Annotated in this window: 14 protein-coding genes; 2 read left to right on the top strand and 12 right to left on the bottom strand. The window is 66.3% G+C overall.

The window, feature by feature from the left end:
• Positions 1 to 150: 150 nt before the first annotated feature.
• From Q9G87_RS25330 to Q9G87_RS25370, 9 genes are all read right to left on the bottom strand, one after another.
• A complete protein-coding gene (locus Q9G87_RS25330; RefSeq protein WP_305918955.1) occupies positions 151 to 384 on the bottom strand; it encodes a hypothetical protein in 234 nt (77 codons plus the stop codon).
• Between the two features lie 396 nt (positions 385 to 780).
• Complete coding sequence (locus tag Q9G87_RS25335; RefSeq protein WP_305918956.1) at positions 781 to 1,680, bottom strand: TIGR03621 family F420-dependent LLM class oxidoreductase; 900 nt, start codon at positions 1,678 to 1,680, stop codon at positions 781 to 783.
• Positions 1,677 to 2,561, bottom strand: coding sequence for an SDR family oxidoreductase (locus tag Q9G87_RS25340; RefSeq protein WP_305918957.1), 885 nt, complete (start codon positions 2,559 to 2,561; stop codon positions 1,677 to 1,679). Before Q9G87_RS25340 ends, Q9G87_RS25335 begins: the two co-directional genes overlap by 4 nt.
• Positions 2,562 to 2,603: 42 nt before the next feature.
• Positions 2,604 to 2,744 carry a hypothetical protein gene (locus Q9G87_RS25345; RefSeq protein ID WP_305918958.1) on the bottom strand — a complete coding sequence of 47 codons (141 nt, stop codon included), beginning with the start codon at positions 2,742 to 2,744 and terminating at the stop codon, positions 2,604 to 2,606.
• A 214-nt stretch (positions 2,745 to 2,958) separates the two neighbouring features.
• Positions 2,959 to 3,240: a TetR/AcrR family transcriptional regulator gene (locus Q9G87_RS25350; protein ID WP_305918959.1), complete on the bottom strand. Its 282-nt coding sequence runs from the start codon at positions 3,238 to 3,240 to the stop codon at positions 2,959 to 2,961.
• 8 nt (positions 3,241 to 3,248) lie between these two features.
• Complete coding sequence (locus Q9G87_RS25355; RefSeq protein WP_305918960.1) at positions 3,249 to 3,488, bottom strand: hypothetical protein; 240 nt, start codon at positions 3,486 to 3,488, stop codon at positions 3,249 to 3,251.
• A gap of 166 nt (positions 3,489 to 3,654) precedes the next feature.
• A complete protein-coding gene (locus Q9G87_RS25360; protein WP_305918961.1) occupies positions 3,655 to 9,582 on the bottom strand; it encodes an RHS repeat domain-containing protein in 5,928 nt (1,975 codons plus the stop codon).
• Between the two features lie 110 nt (positions 9,583 to 9,692).
• Positions 9,693 to 13,718: a LamG-like jellyroll fold domain-containing protein gene (locus Q9G87_RS25365; RefSeq protein ID WP_305918962.1), complete on the bottom strand. Its 4,026-nt coding sequence runs from the start codon at positions 13,716 to 13,718 to the stop codon at positions 9,693 to 9,695.
• 241 nt (positions 13,719 to 13,959) lie between these two features.
• Positions 13,960 to 14,202 carry a hypothetical protein gene (locus Q9G87_RS25370; protein ID WP_305918963.1) on the bottom strand — a complete coding sequence of 81 codons (243 nt, stop codon included), beginning with the start codon at positions 14,200 to 14,202 and terminating at the stop codon, positions 13,960 to 13,962.
• Positions 14,203 to 14,758: 556 nt separating this feature from the next.
• Between Q9G87_RS25370 and Q9G87_RS25375 the strand changes: the two genes are divergently transcribed.
• Positions 14,759 to 15,154: a hypothetical protein gene (locus tag Q9G87_RS25375; RefSeq protein WP_305918964.1), complete on the top strand. Its 396-nt coding sequence runs from the start codon at positions 14,759 to 14,761 to the stop codon at positions 15,152 to 15,154.
• Positions 15,155 to 15,263: 109 nt separating this feature from the next.
• Here the strand turns inward: Q9G87_RS25375 and Q9G87_RS25380 are convergent, their stop codons facing one another.
• The 3 genes from Q9G87_RS25380 to Q9G87_RS25390 form a co-directional block, all read right to left on the bottom strand.
• A complete protein-coding gene (locus Q9G87_RS25380; protein ID WP_305918965.1) occupies positions 15,264 to 16,511 on the bottom strand; it encodes an MFS transporter in 1,248 nt (415 codons plus the stop codon).
• Between the two features lie 312 nt (positions 16,512 to 16,823).
• Positions 16,824 to 17,096, bottom strand: coding sequence for a hypothetical protein (locus Q9G87_RS25385; RefSeq protein ID WP_305918966.1), 273 nt, complete (start codon positions 17,094 to 17,096; stop codon positions 16,824 to 16,826).
• Positions 17,097 to 17,250: 154 nt separating this feature from the next.
• Complete coding sequence (locus Q9G87_RS25390; RefSeq protein ID WP_305918967.1) at positions 17,251 to 18,183, bottom strand: haloalkane dehalogenase; 933 nt, start codon at positions 18,181 to 18,183, stop codon at positions 17,251 to 17,253.
• A gap of 1,000 nt (positions 18,184 to 19,183) precedes the next feature.
• On the opposite strand from Q9G87_RS25390, the gene Q9G87_RS25395 reads away from it, so the two are divergent.
• Positions 19,184 to 20,179: a hypothetical protein gene (locus Q9G87_RS25395; protein ID WP_305918968.1), complete on the top strand. Its 996-nt coding sequence runs from the start codon at positions 19,184 to 19,186 to the stop codon at positions 20,177 to 20,179.
• The last annotated feature ends 52 nt before the right edge of the window (positions 20,180 to 20,231 follow it).

The raw sequence follows: 20,231 nt of genomic DNA on the forward strand, positions 1-20,231 counted from the left end.
GCTCCGACCGCTGACCGCGGTCGGACGGCGCGACGCCCAGGAGGGGCATGACTGCCTGGTCGAGGAAACGGATGATCTACTGCTCGCTGGGAGCCACGCCCTCGTGCATGAAGTGCTGCAACAGCGGGCCGCTTACCACTAGCACCGGCGTCATGTGTACCGCCCGCCGGGGATCTCGCCGCAGGCGGCGGCCTGGCATAGCGTTTCCAACATGAGCTGCTGGCGATGGCTGACGATTCGCTCCATGAGGGCGTCGACGACCAGGTCCTCCTTGGTGGTCCAGTAGCGGTAGACCGACGTCGGGCCGAGGGAATGGTGGCCTTCGAGTCGTTGCTCCGCCGCTTCCCTGGATCCGGCTCCCGTGTCCGCCGGACGAGCTCCCACTGGCGCCTCCAGGGTGCATTCATGATCTTCCGCGGCATGGAAGCGCTGCCAGTCACTTTCCAGCGCTGATGGGGCGAAGACGCCGCCCCAGGTCGTATGGCTGGCCGCCGGATCGCCCCTGCAGTACGACACGGGGTCACGTCCACGGTGATCTACATGCTCGACCGCCTCGCCCACAGCAAGGTTGCCTAGATAGTCGGCGATCGGGGTGGGCTTTCGACCGGTGAGGCGTTCGACGCGTGCGTGGTCACGTCCAACCAGCCGTCGCGCCCGTACTTTCCCAGACCTGTCCAGAGCAAGGGGAGATCCTCGCCTGATCTTCTTGCCTGTACACGGCATGGGCCCGCGAACGGGTGCTCTCGATCGCATCGTTCGTGGACCCATGCGCCCGGTTCCTTAACGCTGGCGCAGTAGCTCGATGACCGGCGCCATGGCGTCCAGGCCGCCCTCCAGAACCGTGATGTAGCGGAATCCGAACCGCTCACGGTTCCTTCTGAGCTTGTCGGCGATCTGCTCCGCCGTACCGACCAGGAAGCCAGGAACCTCGCCGCGCTCTTCGATGCTCAGCGACGGCGCGAGGTGCTGGAGCCGCTCGAGCGCCGTACGCCGCGCGCTGGTCACCATTACCGCCGGGGCCTCGTGGTTGAACTCCACCTCGGCGATCCGGTCGCCGAGCAGGGCACGCACCCGCTCCACCCGTTCCGCCATGGCCTTCGCTCCAGCGAAGACGGGCAGCCCCACTCTCCCGTTCGGACCGTCCGCACCGCCGTTGAAGGCGATGATGTCGGCGTGTTGGGCCGCCAGTCGCAAGACTCGCTCGCCCCGGCCCGCGAGGAGCAGGGGCGGCCGACGCCGCGACGGGTCAGGGTTCACCGCCGGGTCGGTGAACAGCCGGTGCAGGTCGGCCACCACATGCTCAAGGAGGGCCGCGCGCTCGGCCGGTGTCGGGTATGGCATGCCGAGCGTGTGGAGCTTTTCCCGGGAGGCTGAGGGCCGCCCGGCGGCCAAGCCGAGTTCGAGGCGGCCGTCGATCAAGAGATCTGTGGTGGCGATGTCGCGAACGAGCAATGCGGGAGTGTAGAAGGTGGCATCGAGCACGTACGTACCTATCCGTGCTCGCTCGGTGGCCTCGGCGGCCGTGATCATCGCGGGGAATGGAGCGGGTTTGCCGAGGTGGTCGATGACGGAGATGGTGTCGAACCCGATGTCTTCGGCTTTGCGGCACTTCTCCTTCCATTCGCGGCGATCGGCGGCCGCCTGCAGGGCCACGCCGAATCGGAACGCCCGGCCGGTCATGCGGCATCCTGGGGCTGGAAGTGGTGGGCGTGTTCTGCCGCCCATTGCGCGAACGTGCGGGGCGGGCGGCCGGTGATCTTCTCGACGTTATCGGTCAACGTGGTGCCGTACTTGTTTGGCGTGCCGACCATCTGAAGAAAGATCTCCACGACGTCTGCATCGCGGACTCCAGGTATCTGGGTGAAGGCCCGGAAAAGCGACAGGTTCGGTCGCTTGCCCAGCGCGCCCCACTCCTGTCGTGTCTGGTCGGGCGTGAGTTCCTCGAAACGTAGGTCCCGGCCGGTTGCCTCGGCCAGGTGGCGGATCATCTGGCGGGCGGTCAGGACCTCCGGCCCGGTGAGGTGGTAGGCCTGGTCGGCGTGGCCATCCTGGGTCAGGACCGTCGCGGCCACGGCGGCGATGTCGGACTCGTGGATGGGCGGAGACTTGCGGTCGCCGTACGGCTCGCGCACGACGCCGGTGGTGCGCAGCGGCTCGCCCCAGTCGGTGAGGAAGTTGGCCATGAACTGCACCGGGTTCAGGTAGGTCCACTCCAGGGGGCTGGCCCTGACGGCGGGCTCCAGACTGCCCTCCTGCCAGCCGCCCAGCAGCGTGACCTTGCGTACCCCGCCTTCCCGGAGGAGATCCACGATCTGTTGTCCGTTGCCCAGCGGCTGGTAGTCGCCGCCGAAGGTGATCAAATGGGCGGCGCTGATGCCGCCGAACGCTGGGCGTAGCGTGCCGGCATCGGTGAGGTCCCCGCCAATCACTTCTACGTCTTCGGGCAGGCTGGCGGTGGCCGGGTTACGGGTCAGCGCCCGCACCTTCTGGCCTTGATGGAGCAGGTGGTAGATGAGGTGGCGGCCGACGGTTCCGGTCGCGCCGGTGACGAGAATGGTCATGATCTCCTAGAGGGATGCGGGCAGCCTGAGTGTGACATCGCATCAGCGGGGACGGAGGCCGTCGAGTGCGATCTCGGTGAACCGCCGCCAGTCGCCGGCGGCATTGCGGATGACCGCTGCCAGCCCACAGACGATCATGTTGACGTCCGCGATCGTCACGTCCGGCCGGATCGTGCCTAACACCGCCGGCCCGCGCTCCTTCGATCAGCTTCGCAATGATGGCGTGGAGCGCCGCGCGCGTCTCCCCTTGCGGCTCGGTCGAGCCCATGGCCTGCTCGATCACGTCGGACATGCCGCGATCTTGCGTCAGTACCTCGCCGACATGGCGCAGGAACAGGCTAAGCGCCAGAGACGGGTCGGCCTCGGCCAGGCATTGCGCTTTCGCGAAGGCGATCATCTAGGCGGAGCGGTGCTCGGCGACGGCCTCGATCAAGGCTTCGCGGGTCGGGAACTTCCGGTAGAGGGTCCCGACGCCGACCCAGGCCACCTTGGCGACCTCCGACATCTGCACGTCATAGCCGTGCTCGGCGAACAGCGCCCGGGCCGCCTCTAGGACGCGGTCGCGGCGCCCGGCGGGTGGGAGTGCTACATCGAGGACCTTGCTGAGGCGGGGCAGGACGCAGTGACCACCAACGGAGAGTTTGACCCGAAGAAGCTCAACCCCATCGCCACCAAGCACGAGATCACCTACGAAGAGTGGCGATCGAGGAGTGCTGAGATCCGGGCTCCTCCGGCCGTGGCGAGCCAGGTCTCGAAGCTCGTCAGCCCGGGGTGCAGCTTGCGGGCGGCCGGGATATCGGCCCCGTAGCCGCCGGAGCCGTTCAGGAAGGCGATCGCGTCGGCGAAGTCCTCGCTCTGCGCACGCACGGTGTCGAGCGGCAACCCGCTCGGCAACCGCAGACTGATGGCCGGAGTGGCCATGGCCACGGGAGCCGGAGGTCCATGGACGGCGGTCGAACTACTGCGCTGAACCAAGGCGGAAGGGAGAGACGCCCAGCTGACCCGTTCCGCGGGCGGCTGGGCGCCTCTCACCATGGCTGCCATCAGCGGACAATCTTGGGCAACCGGCGGACCGCGGATGATCGTTGTTCGATCATCCGAAAGGCAACGCGTCCGCGAGGTCGTCCCCCAGGTCCCCGAGCAGCCCAGCGCCGTCGACCACAGCGTCGAGCCCCCTGGCCCCGGCGTCTATCACCCGCTGACCGACATCATCGGCGTCGTTCACAAGGAACTTGCCGACGACATCGCCCACCTTCGCTCCCGCGACACCGCCGATGAAACCACCGACGACAGCGCAACCCCCAGCCAAGGGGGTGAGGACACCAGTAGCAGCACAGCCACTCCCCGCTAAGAGAGCGCCTCCGGCTGTCCCCGCGACCGCCCCGCCGAAGGTCGCGAGTCCGCGGACCGCCACCCGCAGGACTCTCTCCCCGGCGTTGAGGTCATCGCGGTCACGGTCCTCCTGCAACTGCCGCGTAAAGCCGTTCAACAGTGGGAAGACGCTGTTCCTGCTCAAGGAGCGATAACCGTTCCATAAGGCTCTGAATGCGCGTTCCTTCCACCCTCTGTGAGGTTCATCACCGGAGACTCTTCCGAACGGCGCCATTGCCGTACTCGTACGCCACGGACGCTTCTTGTCCAGTGCGGAGCGTCCGACACCGATCTGTGTCCAGGTCCTCCCCTTCCGTAGCTTTGCGGCTCCCGCTACTGCCTTCTTGACCGCTCTGGCGATGGAGAGGAAGACGCTCCCGATGAGCTTGCCGTCGGGGTCGCTGAAGGTGACAGGGCTGTCGCCGGCGTAGGCGTAGCCGTTCATCTGCTGCGGATCCTGCGGATCGATGATCGAGTCGACGCTGATGAACCTGCCGAGGCCCGGATCGTACTCTCGGACGCCGAGCTGCGTCAGCCCGACGGAGGAGTCCCTGTTGCCGCCGACGAACCCCTTCTCCCCTGGCCAGGTGCCGCTCGGCTGTCCGCGTAGCTGTCCGAAGGGTTTGAAGCGGCGCTGGACGACCTCCTGGGTGGCGACGTCGATGGCGATCTCGCCGGTGCCGTTGTGGTCTCCCGCCAGGAAGTGCGCTCCGCTCGGCCGCCGTATCGCGACGGTGGCCGAGTCGTGGGTGTAGTACCGGGTGGCCTCGGTGCCGCCGGTGGTGGTGTTCAGGCGCAGCTCCATGCCGGGCAGGTAGAGCGTGGTCGCCCTCGGCTCGCGGCGGATCAACCGGTTGCCGTCGGCGTCGTAGAGGAAGGACGTGACCTCGCCGTCCGCTGTGATCTTGGTCAGCAGGCCCTCGGGGTCCCATTCGAGCGCCTGGCCGGGGCGGCTGATCGTGTTGCCCGTGGCGTCGTAGTCGTAGCTGTCTGTACGGTCGCCGGCCCCGCCGGTCTGTGTCACCGAAGCCACCGCATGTGGATGGGGCTGCCCGCTCGCTGGATAGGTGTAGACGCGAACGGTGTCGGCCGTGCCGGCGGTGGCGTGGCCGACCTCCTTGGTGCGATTGCCGGTCAGGTCGTAGGAGAAAGACTCCCAGTACGGCGCCACGCCGCCCACCACTGAGGCGGCTGGAGCGGCGGCACAGGTCGTGGTGCCCTGAGTCCACACCTCCGTCAGGCGGCGCAGGTAGTCGTGGGTGAAGCACTGGGTGTCGGTTCCGGAGCGGGAGACGTCGGCGATCTGGGTGATGTTGCCTGCGGGGTCGTAGGTGTAGGTGACTGCGCGGTCCACGCCTGCGACGTCCTCGCGGTCCACGCGGGAGGACAGAAGGCGCTGGGTGCCGTACTCGTAGGCGTTGGTCAGCCAGGTCTTTTTGCCACCGGCGGACAGCTCGTACTGTTCGGGCTTGCCGGAGAGGCTGTGGATCGACCTAGTCACGTAGGTGCTGAGCCCGGAGGTCGTGGTCGGCCGTCGAAGTTCGTCGTAGGAGTGCACGACTGTCTCGGCCGGCAAGCCGCCCGCGGCGGGGAGGCTGGTCGACTGGACGGTACCGTCGAGCCGGTAGCGGGTGTCGAACACATAGGATCCGGACAACCCCTTCTCCGCGACCGGGATGGTGACCGTGGTGCGGATGGCGCGGTCCAGCGTGTCGTAGGCGTTGACGGCCACGGTGTACGGCTGACTGTCGACGACGCGGGTGGAGCCGGAGAGCAGTCCCTTGCGGATGGTGTCATAGGTCCAGGACGAGATGACGGGACCCGTCGCCGATCCGTCCCGGGTCGCCACCTTGCGTCCGAGTCTGTCGTATTCGTTGACGATCTTCTTGCCGCGCGCGTCCGTGATCGAGATGATCCTGTCCAGGTTGTCGTGGGTGAATGTGGTCGTGCCCCGGTCCGGGTCGTCGTTCTGGATCTCCCGCCCGCGCAGGTCGTAGTGGTGGGTCCAGGTGTTGCCCGCCGGGTCCGTGACGGTGGCCTGCCGGCCGCGTGGTGTGTAGGTGTAGGTGGTTTTGTCGTAGGCGCCGGTTGGTGCGTCCCCGCGATACTGGCGTAGTTCCACGATCAGTCCGCGGGCGTCGGTGAGCGTAGTGGCTGGGGTGTCGCCGTCTGGAGGGTCCACGGTGACCCGGCCGCCCGCGTAGGAGGTGACAGTGCGCCACCTCTCCTGGCTGTCACCGTTGCCGACGACGAACCTCTCCAGGACCGTGCGGTTGCGTCCGTCGTGCTCGTACGCCTTCTGGGACTCGACGTTGCCTTCAAAGGGGCCGAAGAGCGTCGCAGAGGGGGCGCCGGTGGAGTAGTACTTCTCGTACTTGCGTGCCATGTTGCCGCGCGAGTCGTAGAGGTTGTCGGTAATCAGCCGCCCGCCGTTCGGGCCGGGGTCCTGAGTCTGGCGTGGCCGCAGGAGGCCGTCGTAGAGCTGATACGACGGCGTGGTTTGGCCGCCGTCGGCGGTCAGCCGTTTGGTGCCGATCGCGACCATCGCGCCATCGGTCGTCTGATAGCTGTATTCGAGGTTGGGGTTCTGCCCTGCGGTGGCGGATCTGTCGGGCAGCCAAACCCTCGTCAGCCGGCCGAGCGCGTCGTAGGAGAGGTCGGTGCGCTTGCCGCTGGCGTCGATCTCGGCTGTGGGCAGGCTGAATGCCGGATCCAGTTCCTTGATCGTGGTCTGGCTGGTGGTTGCGTCTCCCGCCTTCGCCGGCGGGCTGGTCACCTTGACCTGGGTGTTGAGTGCCGCCGTGTCGGTGTAGGCGGTGGTCGTGACATTGCCGAGGGCGTCCGTCGAGGTCAGCTCTCGCCCATAGGAGTCATAGGTGGACGCCTCCTTGCGGATGTAGGTGGGGGTGGTGCCGTCGTGCGCGGCGATCTCCTCGGACTTGGTCAGAAGTCCCTTGGTGGGCGCGGCTCCGAAGGCTCCGCCGTCGTAGAAGGAGCGGTCGTCCTCGATGACGTGCTTGCTCCGGTCGGGGGTCGCCGAGCAGTTCACAGAGACGGCTTCCACTCGTGAGGGGAGGTTGAGCAGCCAGGAGGACTTGTTCTGTGCGTAGCTGGTGCGGACGCATTTGTCATCGGCGGTGGTGGACAGGTCGCCCTTGTCGTCGACCTGGGTGGGCAGGCCGGTGGTAGTTTCGTGTGTGGTCACCGTCTCCGTCTGACGCCAGGCGCCGCCGTCCATCAGCGTCCAGGTCTTACTCGCGCCGATACCGGTGAGGTTGGCAGTGGTCGTGCCCCAGCTCCTGGTCCTTGTGGCCGTCTGGTGCCGCCACGGGGTGTTGACGGTCTTCGTCTCGACGGTCCCGCCCGGCTTGTCAAACTCGGCCTTCTTCAGCTCGAAGCCCTGGAATGCCTCGTGATCGACGTGGCTGCCGCCCTCCCCGTCGGACACAGTCACCTGTTTGACACCGCCCGAGTTGTTCAGCCGATCTCCGTGCATGCCGCGTAGGTACAGGTAGTCGGTCTGGGATCGCGGGTCGTTCCAGCCGCCGGTCGTCATCCGGACATGCCCGTAGCCGCGCCACTGCGACCATGTCTTGTCCTTCTCCTTGGTCAGACCGTCGTCGTCATCGAAGTGCCAGGCCGCACCGCCGAGGTAGGCATAGTTGGTGAGCATGTCGGGCGCGCCACCTGTCCTGTCGACCTGGACGACCTGGGTGACGACGTACTTGTGGAACCAGTCCGTGATCGGGTCGGCGTAGCCCGCCGGAGTCCACTTGACCGGGAAGCACCTGCGGGTGTTCGTCTCTGGAATAGGCAACGCGTCCAGCGTGCAGTCGGCGCCGGAGTAGCTGACGTCGATCTGGCCGCCGGACTCGTCGTAGATCGCCCCCACGCGGTACTTCACGAACGGCGCGATATCGTCGCCGATCTTGTCCAGGCGGTTCGGAAGCTGCACGTGGTTGAAGGTCACCGACGGCAGCGTGACGGCCGGCGTAGTGGCGTGACCGGTGTGGGTGATCGACTTCACCAGCAGGGCGCGGTCGATGTCCGCGTCACCCCAGCGGTGTTCAACGGCCCACGAGTCCACGTTGCGGTAAGCCCCGTCGGCTTTGAGCGCTTGCGTGGTGACGCTGGTGAGCCGCTTGCGGGACCAGAACGTGGGCGACACCGTTCCGTGGGTGTCCTTGCATTCGGTGCCGGCGTCGCAGTTCAGATCCCACGGTACGTCGGCCCATCTGGTGGGGTTGCTAGTTATCTTGCTTTCCGCGCAGTCGAAGTCGCTGGTCGGCAGGCAGCGCTCGGCGACGCCGAAGGTCACCCTGGCAGGGGCCTTCACGGTGAACAGGGTATCGGCGCGCTGGCCGTATTCGATTCTGCTCAGCCAGCCTTCCCTGACGTAGGGGGTCTCGTCGGCGGGCTTGAGGTTACGGCCGTAGTGGTTGCGCTCCTGGGTGTAGAAGTAGGAGACGGCGTTGCCGCGTGGGTCGACGATGTAGTCGAGGTTCCACTGGTAGGCCTGCTGGCACCAGGAGGAGGCGAACGTGGCGCCGTGGCAGGGTTCGCCGGCGTCGTCGCCGAAGACTGGGCTGGTCCAGGCCGAAGCGGTCTCCGGTTTGCCGCTGCTCCAGCCGGGCAGCCGGTTGAGGCCGAAGAAGTACTGGGTGCCGTCGGTGCCGGTCACCTTCCAGTACTCGCCGTCGTTGTCGCCGTTGGCCTTGGCGCTATCCTTCAGCAGCTCGATCCGGGTGCCGTCGTCGTCCTTCATCCGCCAGGTGCCGTCGGCGGCCTGGATGAGCTCACCGCCCTTGCCGTTCCAGCTGATGGTGGCGTTGTCATAGGCCCAGCACCGGTCGCCGGGCGAGTTGCCCCACTCGTCCTTGGGCGCGCCGTCGTCGGAGCAGGGCTTGTAGCCGCGTTGGATGTGGCCGGGCCACAAGCCGAACCCTTCGCCGATCCAGGACGGCTGGTTGTTGGTGTTGGAGGTGCGGCCGTCCAGCGTGCCGGATGAGTAAGAGATCGACACCTCGGGCTCCAGCGAGCCGGGCACCGGCGGCACCCGCATCGGGTAAGACCAGGAGAAATCACCGGACTGTTCGGAGACGTTCCAGGTTGCCGAGGGGGAGAGCTTGCTCGCCGAGTAGTCGCCCTTGTCGCTGGACGTCCCCGCCACGGCGGCGAGCACCGTCGTGGCGGCCTGCGATTCGATGGTGGCCGTGAGGGTCTTTCGCTCGGTGTCGTGACGCGCCTGCACCGGCGTCCCGGTACGGCAGGCCGCCACGTCGGGGGTGGTCAGCGCACACGCGGGCAGCCGCACCAGCCGCAGCCGGCTGCCGAATGAGCCGCCGTAGGCGGAGGCGAGCCGCGAGTAGTCCAACTCGACGTCGGTCGGACCCTGTGCGGTCAAGCTGAACAGCCGCCCGTTGGCCGTCACCTTCGCGTTTCCCGACGCCCTCAGCTCGGCGGCTCCGGGCGTGGGCCAGGTCGCCGTCTGTGGGACGGGGTCCGGCTTGCGCGGGATGGCGGCCAGCGGCTTGCCCTTGACGATCCGCTCGGCGCTCTTGACCTCGGGTCTGCCGTTCTTCGGCCCGGGATCGGCGTATGCCGGGGTCGCCACAAGCGTCCCGGCCGCGACGACCAGGGCCGTGAGCACGGCTAGGCTCCGCCGCAGGACCGGGTCCGTTAACCCGTACATGGTTTCCTTCCACACAGCAACGCAGGAATGGCACTGGTAGTCACGGGGCCAGCCGGGCCCCCGTCGGGTCAGGAAGCGGTGCCCGTGTCAAGCTCAGCGCCGCCGGCCAGCATCTGGATCTGCTCCTGCGACGCGACTCCTTGGAAGGCCCAGACGTCGTCGATCACGCCGGGCCAGTATTCGCCCCAGACCCCATCGCTCCTGGTCCTGCCGAGGTGGAAGGCCTTGGTGGCGTTGAATCCCTTGACGTTGAAGCGCCAGGAGACCTTCTCCTCGGTCTGCTCCAGCTCGCCGTTGACGTAGAGGCGCATCTCGTCCTGGAAGGCGTCATAGACGATCGCGACGTGGTCCCAGGAGAAGCCGGATTGAAAGGCCGAGTGCTCCGCGGTCGGCTTGGCCGCCCCGATGGCATCCTTGTCGGGGATCTCGATCTGGTAGCCACCCGCGCTCACCGGATCCGCCGCATCGGGACGGTAGCGCAGCGTGAAAGCGCTGTTGACCTCTCCTTCCTGGCTGAAGATCGTCACCGGTTTGGCCGGGCGGCCCGCGGTGGTCACCCAGCCTGCGATGGTGAAGCTGTCGTCGGTGCGGACCGCCGGCATGTCGGTGGCGGCGTAGTCCCCGTTGCCGTCGAGGACCAAGCCGCCCGGCGGCGTGCCGACCCAGCCCGCGCCCTGATCGATCAGGGCGTTGCCGTAAAGGGTGACGTGCCGGCCGAGCGCCGCATCGTCGGCCGAGACGGATTGCGGGGCGCCGGTGGCCAGCGAAGCGATCTCCGAATCGGTGATGGCCTGGTTGAAGACGCGCACGTCATCGATGTCACCAGGGAAGAACGCGCGGACCGCGCTGCCCCAGGCACCGGCGCCGATCAGCAGCGGGCCAGTGGCGTTCCAGGCGGTGGTGAAGGAGGTCGTCTGGTTGAGCTTGCCGTTGACGTACAGCTTGATCTGCTTGGTTGCGGCGTTGTAGACACCGGTCAGGTGGGTCCATGTGTTCGGCTGCGGGACGCTACTGGACTGGGCCCGTACGATCTGCGCCGACGTCGTGTCGTTGCTGAACCTGCCGAAGACCCAGCGGTTGTAGGGCACCGAGTAGGACAGCTCGAACGCGTTGCGCTGGCTGCCCGCCTGGGTGGTGATGACCGAGGTGGATGCGGGCTTGGTCGCCGGTAGCTTCGCCCAGGCCGAGACCGTGAAGCTCTGGCTCGTGTCGAGCACCGGCCCGGCGGTCTTGAGATAGCCGGTGGAGCCGTCGGGGCGCACGGCCTTGCCGATCTTGCCGGTGGCACCGAAGGTGATCGCGCCGACCTTACCCGCTGGGTATGTGCCGTTGACCTCCTCAGCCCTGGTCGCCCCGGCGGCCTCATCGAGCTTCCAGTATGCGGTGCTCTGCCGTACCGCAGCGGCCGAGTCGTTCAGCTTCCAGCGTGCTTTGATGACCGGGTGCTGGGTGAACAGGTCGCCGACCTCCTCGGGCATGAGGAGTCGATCAAAGATCCGCACGTCGTCGATCTCGCCGGGGAAGAACGAGCGGGGCGTGCCGTCCCAGGCGCCGGTGCCGATGTACAACGGATGGCCGGTGGGGTGCCACGGGGTGGTGAATGCCGTAGTGTCCTGGAGTTTTCCGTTGACATACAGCTTGATGTGCTTGGCGATCCCGTCGTACACGCAGACCAGGTGCGCCCATTCACCGCCGTCCGGGGAGGCGGTGCCGGTGGCCCGGACGACCGTCGCGTCGGCGTTGTCTGCGCTGTACCTGGTGAAGATCCACCGGTCATGGGTGGGGCTGTAGATCAGCTCGAAGGAGGGGCGTGTGACACCCGTCTGGCTGACGACGATGCCGGAGTGCGCGGGTTTGTCCTCTGGCAGCCGCGCCCAGGCCGACACCGCGAAGCTCTGGCTCGTGTTGACGACGGCGCCGGTCGTCGCTGCGTAGCCGGTGCTGCCGTTGAGCTGCATCGCCGTCTTGGAGATGCCGTCCACGCCGAGAGTGACGCCGTCGTTGACGGTCGCCGGGTACGCGCCTCCCGCGGCCACTACCTGCGTGGATTCCACCGGCTCGTCCAGCGTCCACTGGGCCTTGGCCGGAGCGCCGGCTTTGACGCGGAAGGCGTACCGGCCGATCTCGCTGACGTTGCCTGCGGTGTCGAATGCCTGCACAGTGACGTAGTTGAGGCCGGCGTGGTCGGGTGCGACGTCCAGCGTCACCGCGCCGCCGGTCGAGGACGGCCTGCGCTCGATGGCTTGGGTCGGGTTGCCGTTGATGCCGAACCAGTACTTGACGACGTCGCCGGAGGCGGAGTCGGCCGTGAAACGTCCGTACCTGCCGACCCCGTCGATCCACGGATCGGCCTCGTTGTCCGGATCGGACTCGGGATAGGCGGTTGAGGACAGGACCGGCGCTGCTGGAACGCTCTTGTCGTAGGTGAAGTAGCAAGCCGTTTGCTCGCCCGCGTGGCTCCACGGACTCCACTGGTAGCCATCCCAGGTGCGGACGGCCCAGGAGATCGTCTTGTTCTGGGGAATCGTGGACGGCACGGTCACGTAGAACGTCGAGCCGGTGGTCTTGGGGCCCACCTGCTTGGTCCACTGCACCTCACCATCCCAGCCCAGCCGGAACTCCGCGGTCACCTTGGCGGCGCTCTCCGAGTCGGGGTCGTGCAGCACGGCGTAGAGGGTGGGCGGGACCCGCACCGCAGGCGGAGAGGAGGCTACGCACTTGCCGCCCGGGCTCATCGTCAGGTTGGACTGTTTGGGCTGCGGGGGCGGGTTGTTGTACTCCACTCTGAGCCAAGCGTCGTCGGCGAAACGCTTCCAAGCGTAGCGATCGTCCTCATTTGCGGCCTTGAGCCCGAAAGTGGTGGTAGACCAGCTACCGGCGGCGGCCTGCCGCACGGCGTCGACGGCATTGAACTCCACGTCACCCGCGGGGCAACTGGACGACCAGCCCTTGGCCACGTCACGGGAGTCCAGGTGGTCAACCCAGTTGTCGGCAGTGGAGTTCCACGTCGATCCCTCCACGAATCCCTTGGTCCGCCAGAGCTGCACCGACCTGTCCGCGCAGGAGTAAGCCCACGTTTCCTTCGCGATGAAGGTGGCGGAGATGATGTGCTTGCCGGCGTACGCGCTGGTCAGCATACGATAGAAGATGCGCTTGACGTCCGAGGGCTCGCAAGCGCTGTCCGCTTCGCACAAGCCCACGCCGGCAGTGGAGCTGCCGCCGAACTTGTAGTAAGAATCGCCAGGATGCGCTCGGGACACATACGCCCAGCCTGACGCCTTGACCGTCTTCCATACCGGGTCAATGTAGACAGGGAACCGCGTGTCAGGATCGTTGATCAGTTGCAGGTTCGGGGTGAGGACGAGGCTGTCGCCTCCGACCGCGGTGTCCAGTTCGGCCACCTGGGAGACCGGCGAGGGCCCCTTAGCCAGATCGTCCTTGGCCGCGGTGGGTGGCACGCCAGAATCCCACATGATCGCACCGGGAGCCTCGAAGAGCTTGCCTCCCCCGGCACGATCCTGGGCCGTCAGCCGCCCGTCGCTTTCTCTGCGCACGTCGAGCCCTTCAGCATGCAGGCCGAAGGTGAGCTTGGCCAGGGCGGGACTGGCCGCCGCCTCTCGGTTCTTCACCACAAGCGTGTGCGCGAATCCATCCACGTCCGCTCGCACGACGAGGTCGATCCCCGGCAGCACCTCTGGGTAGACGGCCGAGTCGGCACGCAGCTCGGGCTGGGGAAGCCGCCCCGGCCACCTGATCGCCATCTCGCGCCCGGCATACGACATCCGCGCCAGCGGAGTCTCGCCCCCGCCGGACACCGCCAGGCCGATCACCGTCGCCCGCGGCCCGATGGTGCCGTCAGACCGCCTGACCATCGTCAGATCAGGCTTCACCCATCCGCCGTCCTGCCTGACCCGGACCGGCCGCAAGTGCTCCACAGCGGTGAAGCTGCCCTCGGGGTTGGCGAAGACCTCTCTGGTCTCGCTTCTTTTGGAAAGGATCTCTACCGGGGCGTCCGCCTGCCGGGCCGCGCCTCGAGCCGCCTCTTCCGACGGGGCAACTGGATCTCCGGTATTCGCCTCCACCGGCAATCCCATGGAGAACACCAACGCAGCGCATAGCGCGGTCAGCCTTCGTAACACAGCCATCAACCTCATCTGAAGCAAGGGGAAGGATGATCGGACCGATCCACCGGACCCTGAGAGGGATTGGGCCGCCCACAATGTGACTAGCTGCACGTGTGACAAAGCCCACTGCATCGATCCGCCCGCCGCGCGCGACCCAGCCAGTACTTCGTTATGCAGGCAATTGCTGGCTAGCCGGCTCGCGGGGTTGCCATCACCAGCGCGAGATCAGGAGGACAGTCCCGTCCCAGCGCGCTGTTGGAAGGTCAATCATGATCCCGGCGCTTTCGCCGCCCGGACCAGAGAGCCGAACAGAGGCTCCCTTGCCCTTGAACGAGGGGGTGCGGCCGTCGCTGATCGCCGACCTGATACCGGGCACCATCGCCATCCGCGTCGCCATCGACACGCCCTGCCCTCCCCTGATGAAATCATCACCCTGGTCGACGGCCTCCTGCACGGCTTCGCCTGCGCGAAATGAGACCACTCGACGGCCATCAGGCTGCGCTGTCCCGGCCCAGCATTGAAGCCAGGCCGGGCCGGTTCGTCACGCCTTCATGAGCGCGAACACACCCCAGCCGAGCAAGCCCCTCTGGCGGAAGGTGAAGTCGCAGCCGTTCGCTCGACAGCTCGGTCCGCCACGAATGAGATCCAGGTCACATTTCTGCGCCGGATGTCACAGAAGGCCACCCATGGGGCTCGTAGACAGCAGCCGCACATAAAGGGAGACCTCTGAGGCCCGATGTCATCCAGGTGTTCGCCGACCATCGCGAGCTCCTATGCCCCATCGTCCACAACACGCTGGGCAGCGTCACCGGTACCGAGGACGTCCTGCAAGCGACCTGGCCGACGTGCCCGTCCCCATAGGGAAGACGAACGCCCTGGAAAGCAGCGAAACGCCCAGAACACCAAAAGTGATCGAACGGCAACACTGAGCTTTCGACGCGGTTTCAGTGCCATTTCGGCTTACTTACCAGCATGACTCCCGTAGGAAAACCAAGAAAGACGGAAACGGAATGACGAAGAATCTGCCAGTCATGATATCGATGGCGGCGATCGCTGGTGTTCTCACGACCCTGCCAGGTGGGACCGCCCAGGCAGCGACATCCGGCGCAACGTCAGCACCGGCAGCCCAAGGGGCACGGCAAACCGCCATCAAGCACAAGGCCAGCATCAAATGCACCCGCCCCAAGGGCGCTAAGACCAACTATTCCTGGGGCGACGGGTCAATGTCGGTCACGGTCTACTTCAACAACCATTGCTCGCACCAGGTGCGGGCGAAGCTGCACATCAAGAACTCCATTGGCGGCAACTTCACAAAATGCCTCGTCACCAACGGCGGAACGAAGGGTCGGAAGAAATTCAATATAGGGCTGGCCAGCACACTTACTGAGATCACCAAGGGCTGCTGACCACTAACATGCACGCGGCGGGACGGCGATCAGCGGTTCAGGCGAGCGTTGGATGCGTCACTGCGCGGATTCGTGCCGCGCAATACCTTTCCAGGGCATTCGCCAACGCCTACGAGCCGCCGTCCTGCTCGACTCCATGGGAACGGCCGGGAAAATTGCCGGGTGCCGACCTAATTCCCGACGGCCAGCGCACCAGTAGCGGCGCCATCGCCAGCAACCCGGCCAAACCGCAGAGTCCGATGACGAGTGGTGGATCCTGCCATAGATCTGACAGAGCTCCCGCCCCGGCGGTGGCAGCGCACATCCCCACCATCAGGCCCGCCATGGCGACTCCGTAGGCACGACCCCGGTGACTGGCGGGCACCTCTTGGATAAATCGGGCATTGAGCGCTATCTGGAAGGCTGTGCCGTACCCCGTGATGGAGAGCAGTGTCAGGACAATGGGCAGTGGCGGGTCGGCGAAAATGGGAAGCATGCTCGCGCAGGAGAGAAGGGCCATGCCGGGCACCAGTCGCCACCTACTGGCCGGCGTCGTGAACCGGCCGTAGACAATGGCACCGCATACGGCCCCGAATGGCATCGCCGCCAGCAACAGGCCGTAGGTGGCATGGCCACTGTGCAGGTAAGCCGCGTACGCCGTCATCAGACCTTCCGGAGCGGTGGTGAACGCCGCTCCCACCCAGGCGAGCATCACGAAGGAACGCAATCTACGACTGGTCAAGATCATCCGTAGGCCATGAGCCGTGTCTCGGAGGACCGTCGTGCGCTCGGAGCATGGTGCAGCGGGGCGGCGGACCACAAAGGCGGTCAGGAGGGTCGCGGACAGCGCGAAGGTCATCGCATCGGCAAGCAACACGCCCCGCGGAGACACCAAGCTCAGGAGCACACTCCCGGCGGCTAGGCCGATCACCTCGGCCAGCTGCGCCGATACGCTACTGATGCCGCTGCCCACCACGTACGCGTCGCCGTGCAGGACCTCGGACATCGTCGCGGAACGCGCGGCCAGTGCCGGAGGCGTGAAGATGGAAGCGGCAAAGAGCACGGCCACCTGCACAGCCACTGGCAGGCCTGGTACAGCGAGCGTGGTGACAAGCACCGCACGGGCCACATCACAGCTGATCATCACAGTGCGGCGGGGGAACCGGTCGGCCAACGCGGCCAGCACCGGTCCGATCACTACCCACGGCAGATAACTGACGCCGAACGCGACCGCGGCCAACATCGCCGATCCGGTACTTCCGAACACGAGCAGCGATACGGCGACCTTGGAAAGCTGGTCACCAGCAAGAGACAATAGTTGAGCGGCAAGGAGCGCACGAAACTCGCGCACAGCGAATACTTCTCGGTAAGTCGCCATTTCACAATCCTGCATAACGGAACGGCGGGGCTCGACACACGATTCGAGCGAGCCCCGCCGCGGTTTTGTTACCACCAGATGTTTCCACGGTTGTACATGCGACTCACCTCCTCGTTTTCGTGATCCGCTACCACCACTTGAGAGGGATGTCAGCCTGAAAGTGTGACGCGATAGTCTCTGATGGGAGATGGATCACACCGATCTCTGTCGCGATCGGCGCCCGCCTCTGGGAAGCCCTCGGAGCGTTCGGGGAGGCGGCGGTTGCCGCGGCACCTAGCTCCAGCACGTGCAGAGCCTGCCGCCTCGACACGGTCATGACGCTGCGGTGCGCGTTTCGGGGCCTTGCGACCAGGCTTGCGAGAGCAACACGACGCTCCCGCCGAACAGCAGCACGCCGAGGGGTACGTGGAGTTCGGGGGCGCGGGCTTCGCCGATGGCCGCTTCGGCCATCGACAGAATGAGCAGGAAGACACTGTTGATGATGAACCGTGGTGAGCCACCGCCCGGCCGCCACACCAGGATCGCGACAAGAAGCTGGATCGCCCCCGTGAACACGACCACCAGGGCCGTGAGGCCGTGCAACATCCGGTCATCCGGCCGCCGGGTGAGGCCAGCAGCAATCCGGCCGCAGTCAACAGGTCAAGCACCTGCAGGGTCACCGTAATCCGCATCGTCGGAAAGAACCGCGGCACGGCGTTCCCAGCGGAAGCGGCATGTCGCGTGTTGAGCGTGGCCTCAGTCATGGGGTGCTGCCGATGAAGTCGACGATGGGTTCTGCCAGTTGCCGCGGCTGGTCCTCCTGGAGGAAATGTCCGGCTTCCGCGATCGTGACATGAGGACGTCCCTTGGCGCCTGGGATGCGCTCGGCCATGTTCTCGCCGTGGAGGCGGCTTACCGGGTCGTGCTCGCCGTACGCGCACAGGAACGGGGTCTCGAGCTTCTCCAGCACGGTCCAGGCGTCACGGTTCGCCTGGCTGGCCTCGTCCTGTGGTGAGATCGGTACGAGTAGGGGGAACTGCCGCGCGCCCGGAAGATACGGCTCGCCCGGGAACGGTGCGTCGTAGGCGGCAAGGACGCGAGGATCCACGCCGGCACGGGAGCCGCGAAGGTTGCGCGCCACGACGGCGCCCACACTGAAGGGGTTGGAGCGCTGGCTGGACTGCAGCCAGTAGAGGAAGAAGGGGCCCATCTCCTGGTCGCCCACAGGCAGCATCGTGTTGGTGGCGATGACGCGGCGGAACCGGCCGGGATGCTCGGCGAGCAGTCGCAGGCCCAGCAGGCCGCCCCAATCGTGGCAGATCAGCGTGACATCGTTGAGGTGGAGCACGTCGAACACGACACTGCGCAGCCAGTCGAGGTGGGACTGGTAGGTGTAGTCAAAGCGGTCGGCCGGCTTGTCGGAGCGGCCGAATCCCACCAGGTCCGGCGCGACACAGCGATGCCCGGCCGCCACCAGCGGCGGGATGATGTGCCGCCACAGGTAACTCCATGTCGGTTCGCCGTGCAGGAGGAGCACCGTCTCCCCCGACGGCCGCTCGGCGCGTTCGTCGAGATAGTGCACGCGAAGGTTGGTGCCGTGCCCGTCACCGGAGTCGATCTCGGCGTAGTGCGGCTCGAAGGGATAGCCGGGCAGGTTGTCGACGCGCTCGTCTGGCGTTCTCAGCACCTGCATGGCTCTCTGCTTGTCATGCCCCCAAGAGAGTGCGCGGGGTCGGGAAAGTGACAGCATCAGCGCAATGTGACCTGTTTCATATAACGCAGCGGCTCGCGCGACAGCTCGGCACGCATGTCGGGCATGAGCTCGTCATTGAGGTTGGCATCCAGCCTCGGCGAGGTGATCGGCAAGCTGCCGCCGCAACAGAGGGACAAGGCCGTCGCCGACCTACGGCGCTGGTCCGATGAGGAGGAACGGCATGGCAGAGGCGCGGATAGTCTCAGGGGCGCGGAGGGGCGACGTACGGTCACGCTCCCTGGCTGTTCAAGGCCACCGGCGACAGACCCGGGCAGTTTCGGCTCCATGATCGGGTGCGTGGACTACCGCTCCAGCCCGGAGCTGCACGTCCACGATGACCAGCACGCCACCTTCTAAGTCCTGGAGGGCGAGCTGACGGTGCAGGTCGGAAACGAGATGTTTGACTTCGGCCCGGTGACTTCGTCACGGTGCCGCCGGGGGTGCCGCACTCGTTTCGACATCCTGCGCGAGGACCTGCCGATCAAGGCGATCAACGTGATAACGCCGGGCGGCCCCTCAAGGCGTTACCAAGCTCGCCAACCGGAACCTTGCCAACGAGAACTGGGCTGGGCTGGAGAAGGAATGCGGCGCCAGAACGTTCTCCCCCTGTCCGAGCGCCTCCATCTCCTGCGAACCGGAGAGCCGCAGATCGCGCTGGACGCCTACGCGCCAGCCTCGTCCACCACACCGACAGTCCGCTGCTCGACGACGTCGCGATGCTCCTGCTGCGCTGGCATTGACGGATGACCTCTCGCCGCACCGTTTGATTGTGGCCGCACTGAGCCCTATGGGGCGTAGGTCACATTCGCCGGGCGGATGTCACATTGGCGGCCATGCGCCTCCTCATAGGGATGTACCGAGCCGGGGTGGAGCAAGCATCCCGACTTCCCGATCGAGCTCGGCGTCAAAATGACCGGACACCACTCCTGGAGGATTTTCCATGCTGTCCCGCCCGCACCACAAGACGCTCGGACATCGATCGCCGTCACAGCTGCTGTCATTGACCGCGGCGCTTGCCCTCGGCATGGCGGCCGTCTGGGGCGCCCCGGGCATGGCCGACCCAGTGGCCGCCGCACCCGGCAAGGGATCGAACGTGGATAAGTACCTGGGCGAGTGGAACTACGACCAGCCGGACCGCGAGACCATGAGGAACATCGCGGAAATCAGGTGCCCAGCCACGCGGCCCGGCTGTGAGAGCCCCATTCCGAAAGCCCCACCCGGCACGGCCATGCAGATCCCCCAGATCGGCCGGATCGTGTTCACCAAAGAGGCCGACGGAAAGGTTGTGGGGCGCACCGACCGAGGCTGCACCTGGCGGTTCACCGCGCAGCCGGACTCCCTCCAGCTCGATCCGCCATCCCAGCACTGCGTCAATCGCGTGATCAACTCGGGCTACACCATCACCCGCTGGTCTGTGACCGTCACGGGCCGACGCGAGAAAGAGACCATCGAAGGCGTGAGCCACCAGCCAAACGGCGACTACGACTTCGTGCTAGAGCACGGGGCCCGCACCAAGGTCGGGACAGAGCCGTGGACCAAGGCGGCCAAGCGCTTCACGGGCCAGTGGACGTACGTCCCGGCGGACCCGTCGCAGCTGACCAACATCGTCGTGTACCGGACACCGGCGCCGGACGGGTCGGTGAAGATCAGCCGATTAAAGCAGCGCGGCCTCGTCGACATGGTAGTGAAGCCGGATCGTACGATCGCCGCCCGGACCTCGGACGGGTGCCGATGGACCCTGGCGGCACGCGGGAACACGGCCGAACTTGACCCGCCCGGACAGGTCTGCCGGCGCCCCGGTGAGACCGTCACCCTCGACTTCTTGCAGGTGGCGAGCGACGGGAAGCAACAGGCATCGATCATGAACGGTACCGTGCGGCGCGACGATGTCGAATCCCGCTTCCTGCTCAATGTGGGAGCCCTCATCAGGCGATGACACGGCGGCCTCCGTGCGAACAGGTCAGCCACCTGCCCCGCGCGCTGACTCG

This window comes from Nonomuraea turcica, assembly GCF_030718205.1.
Classification (GTDB): Bacteria; Actinomycetota; Actinomycetes; order Streptosporangiales; family Streptosporangiaceae; genus Nonomuraea.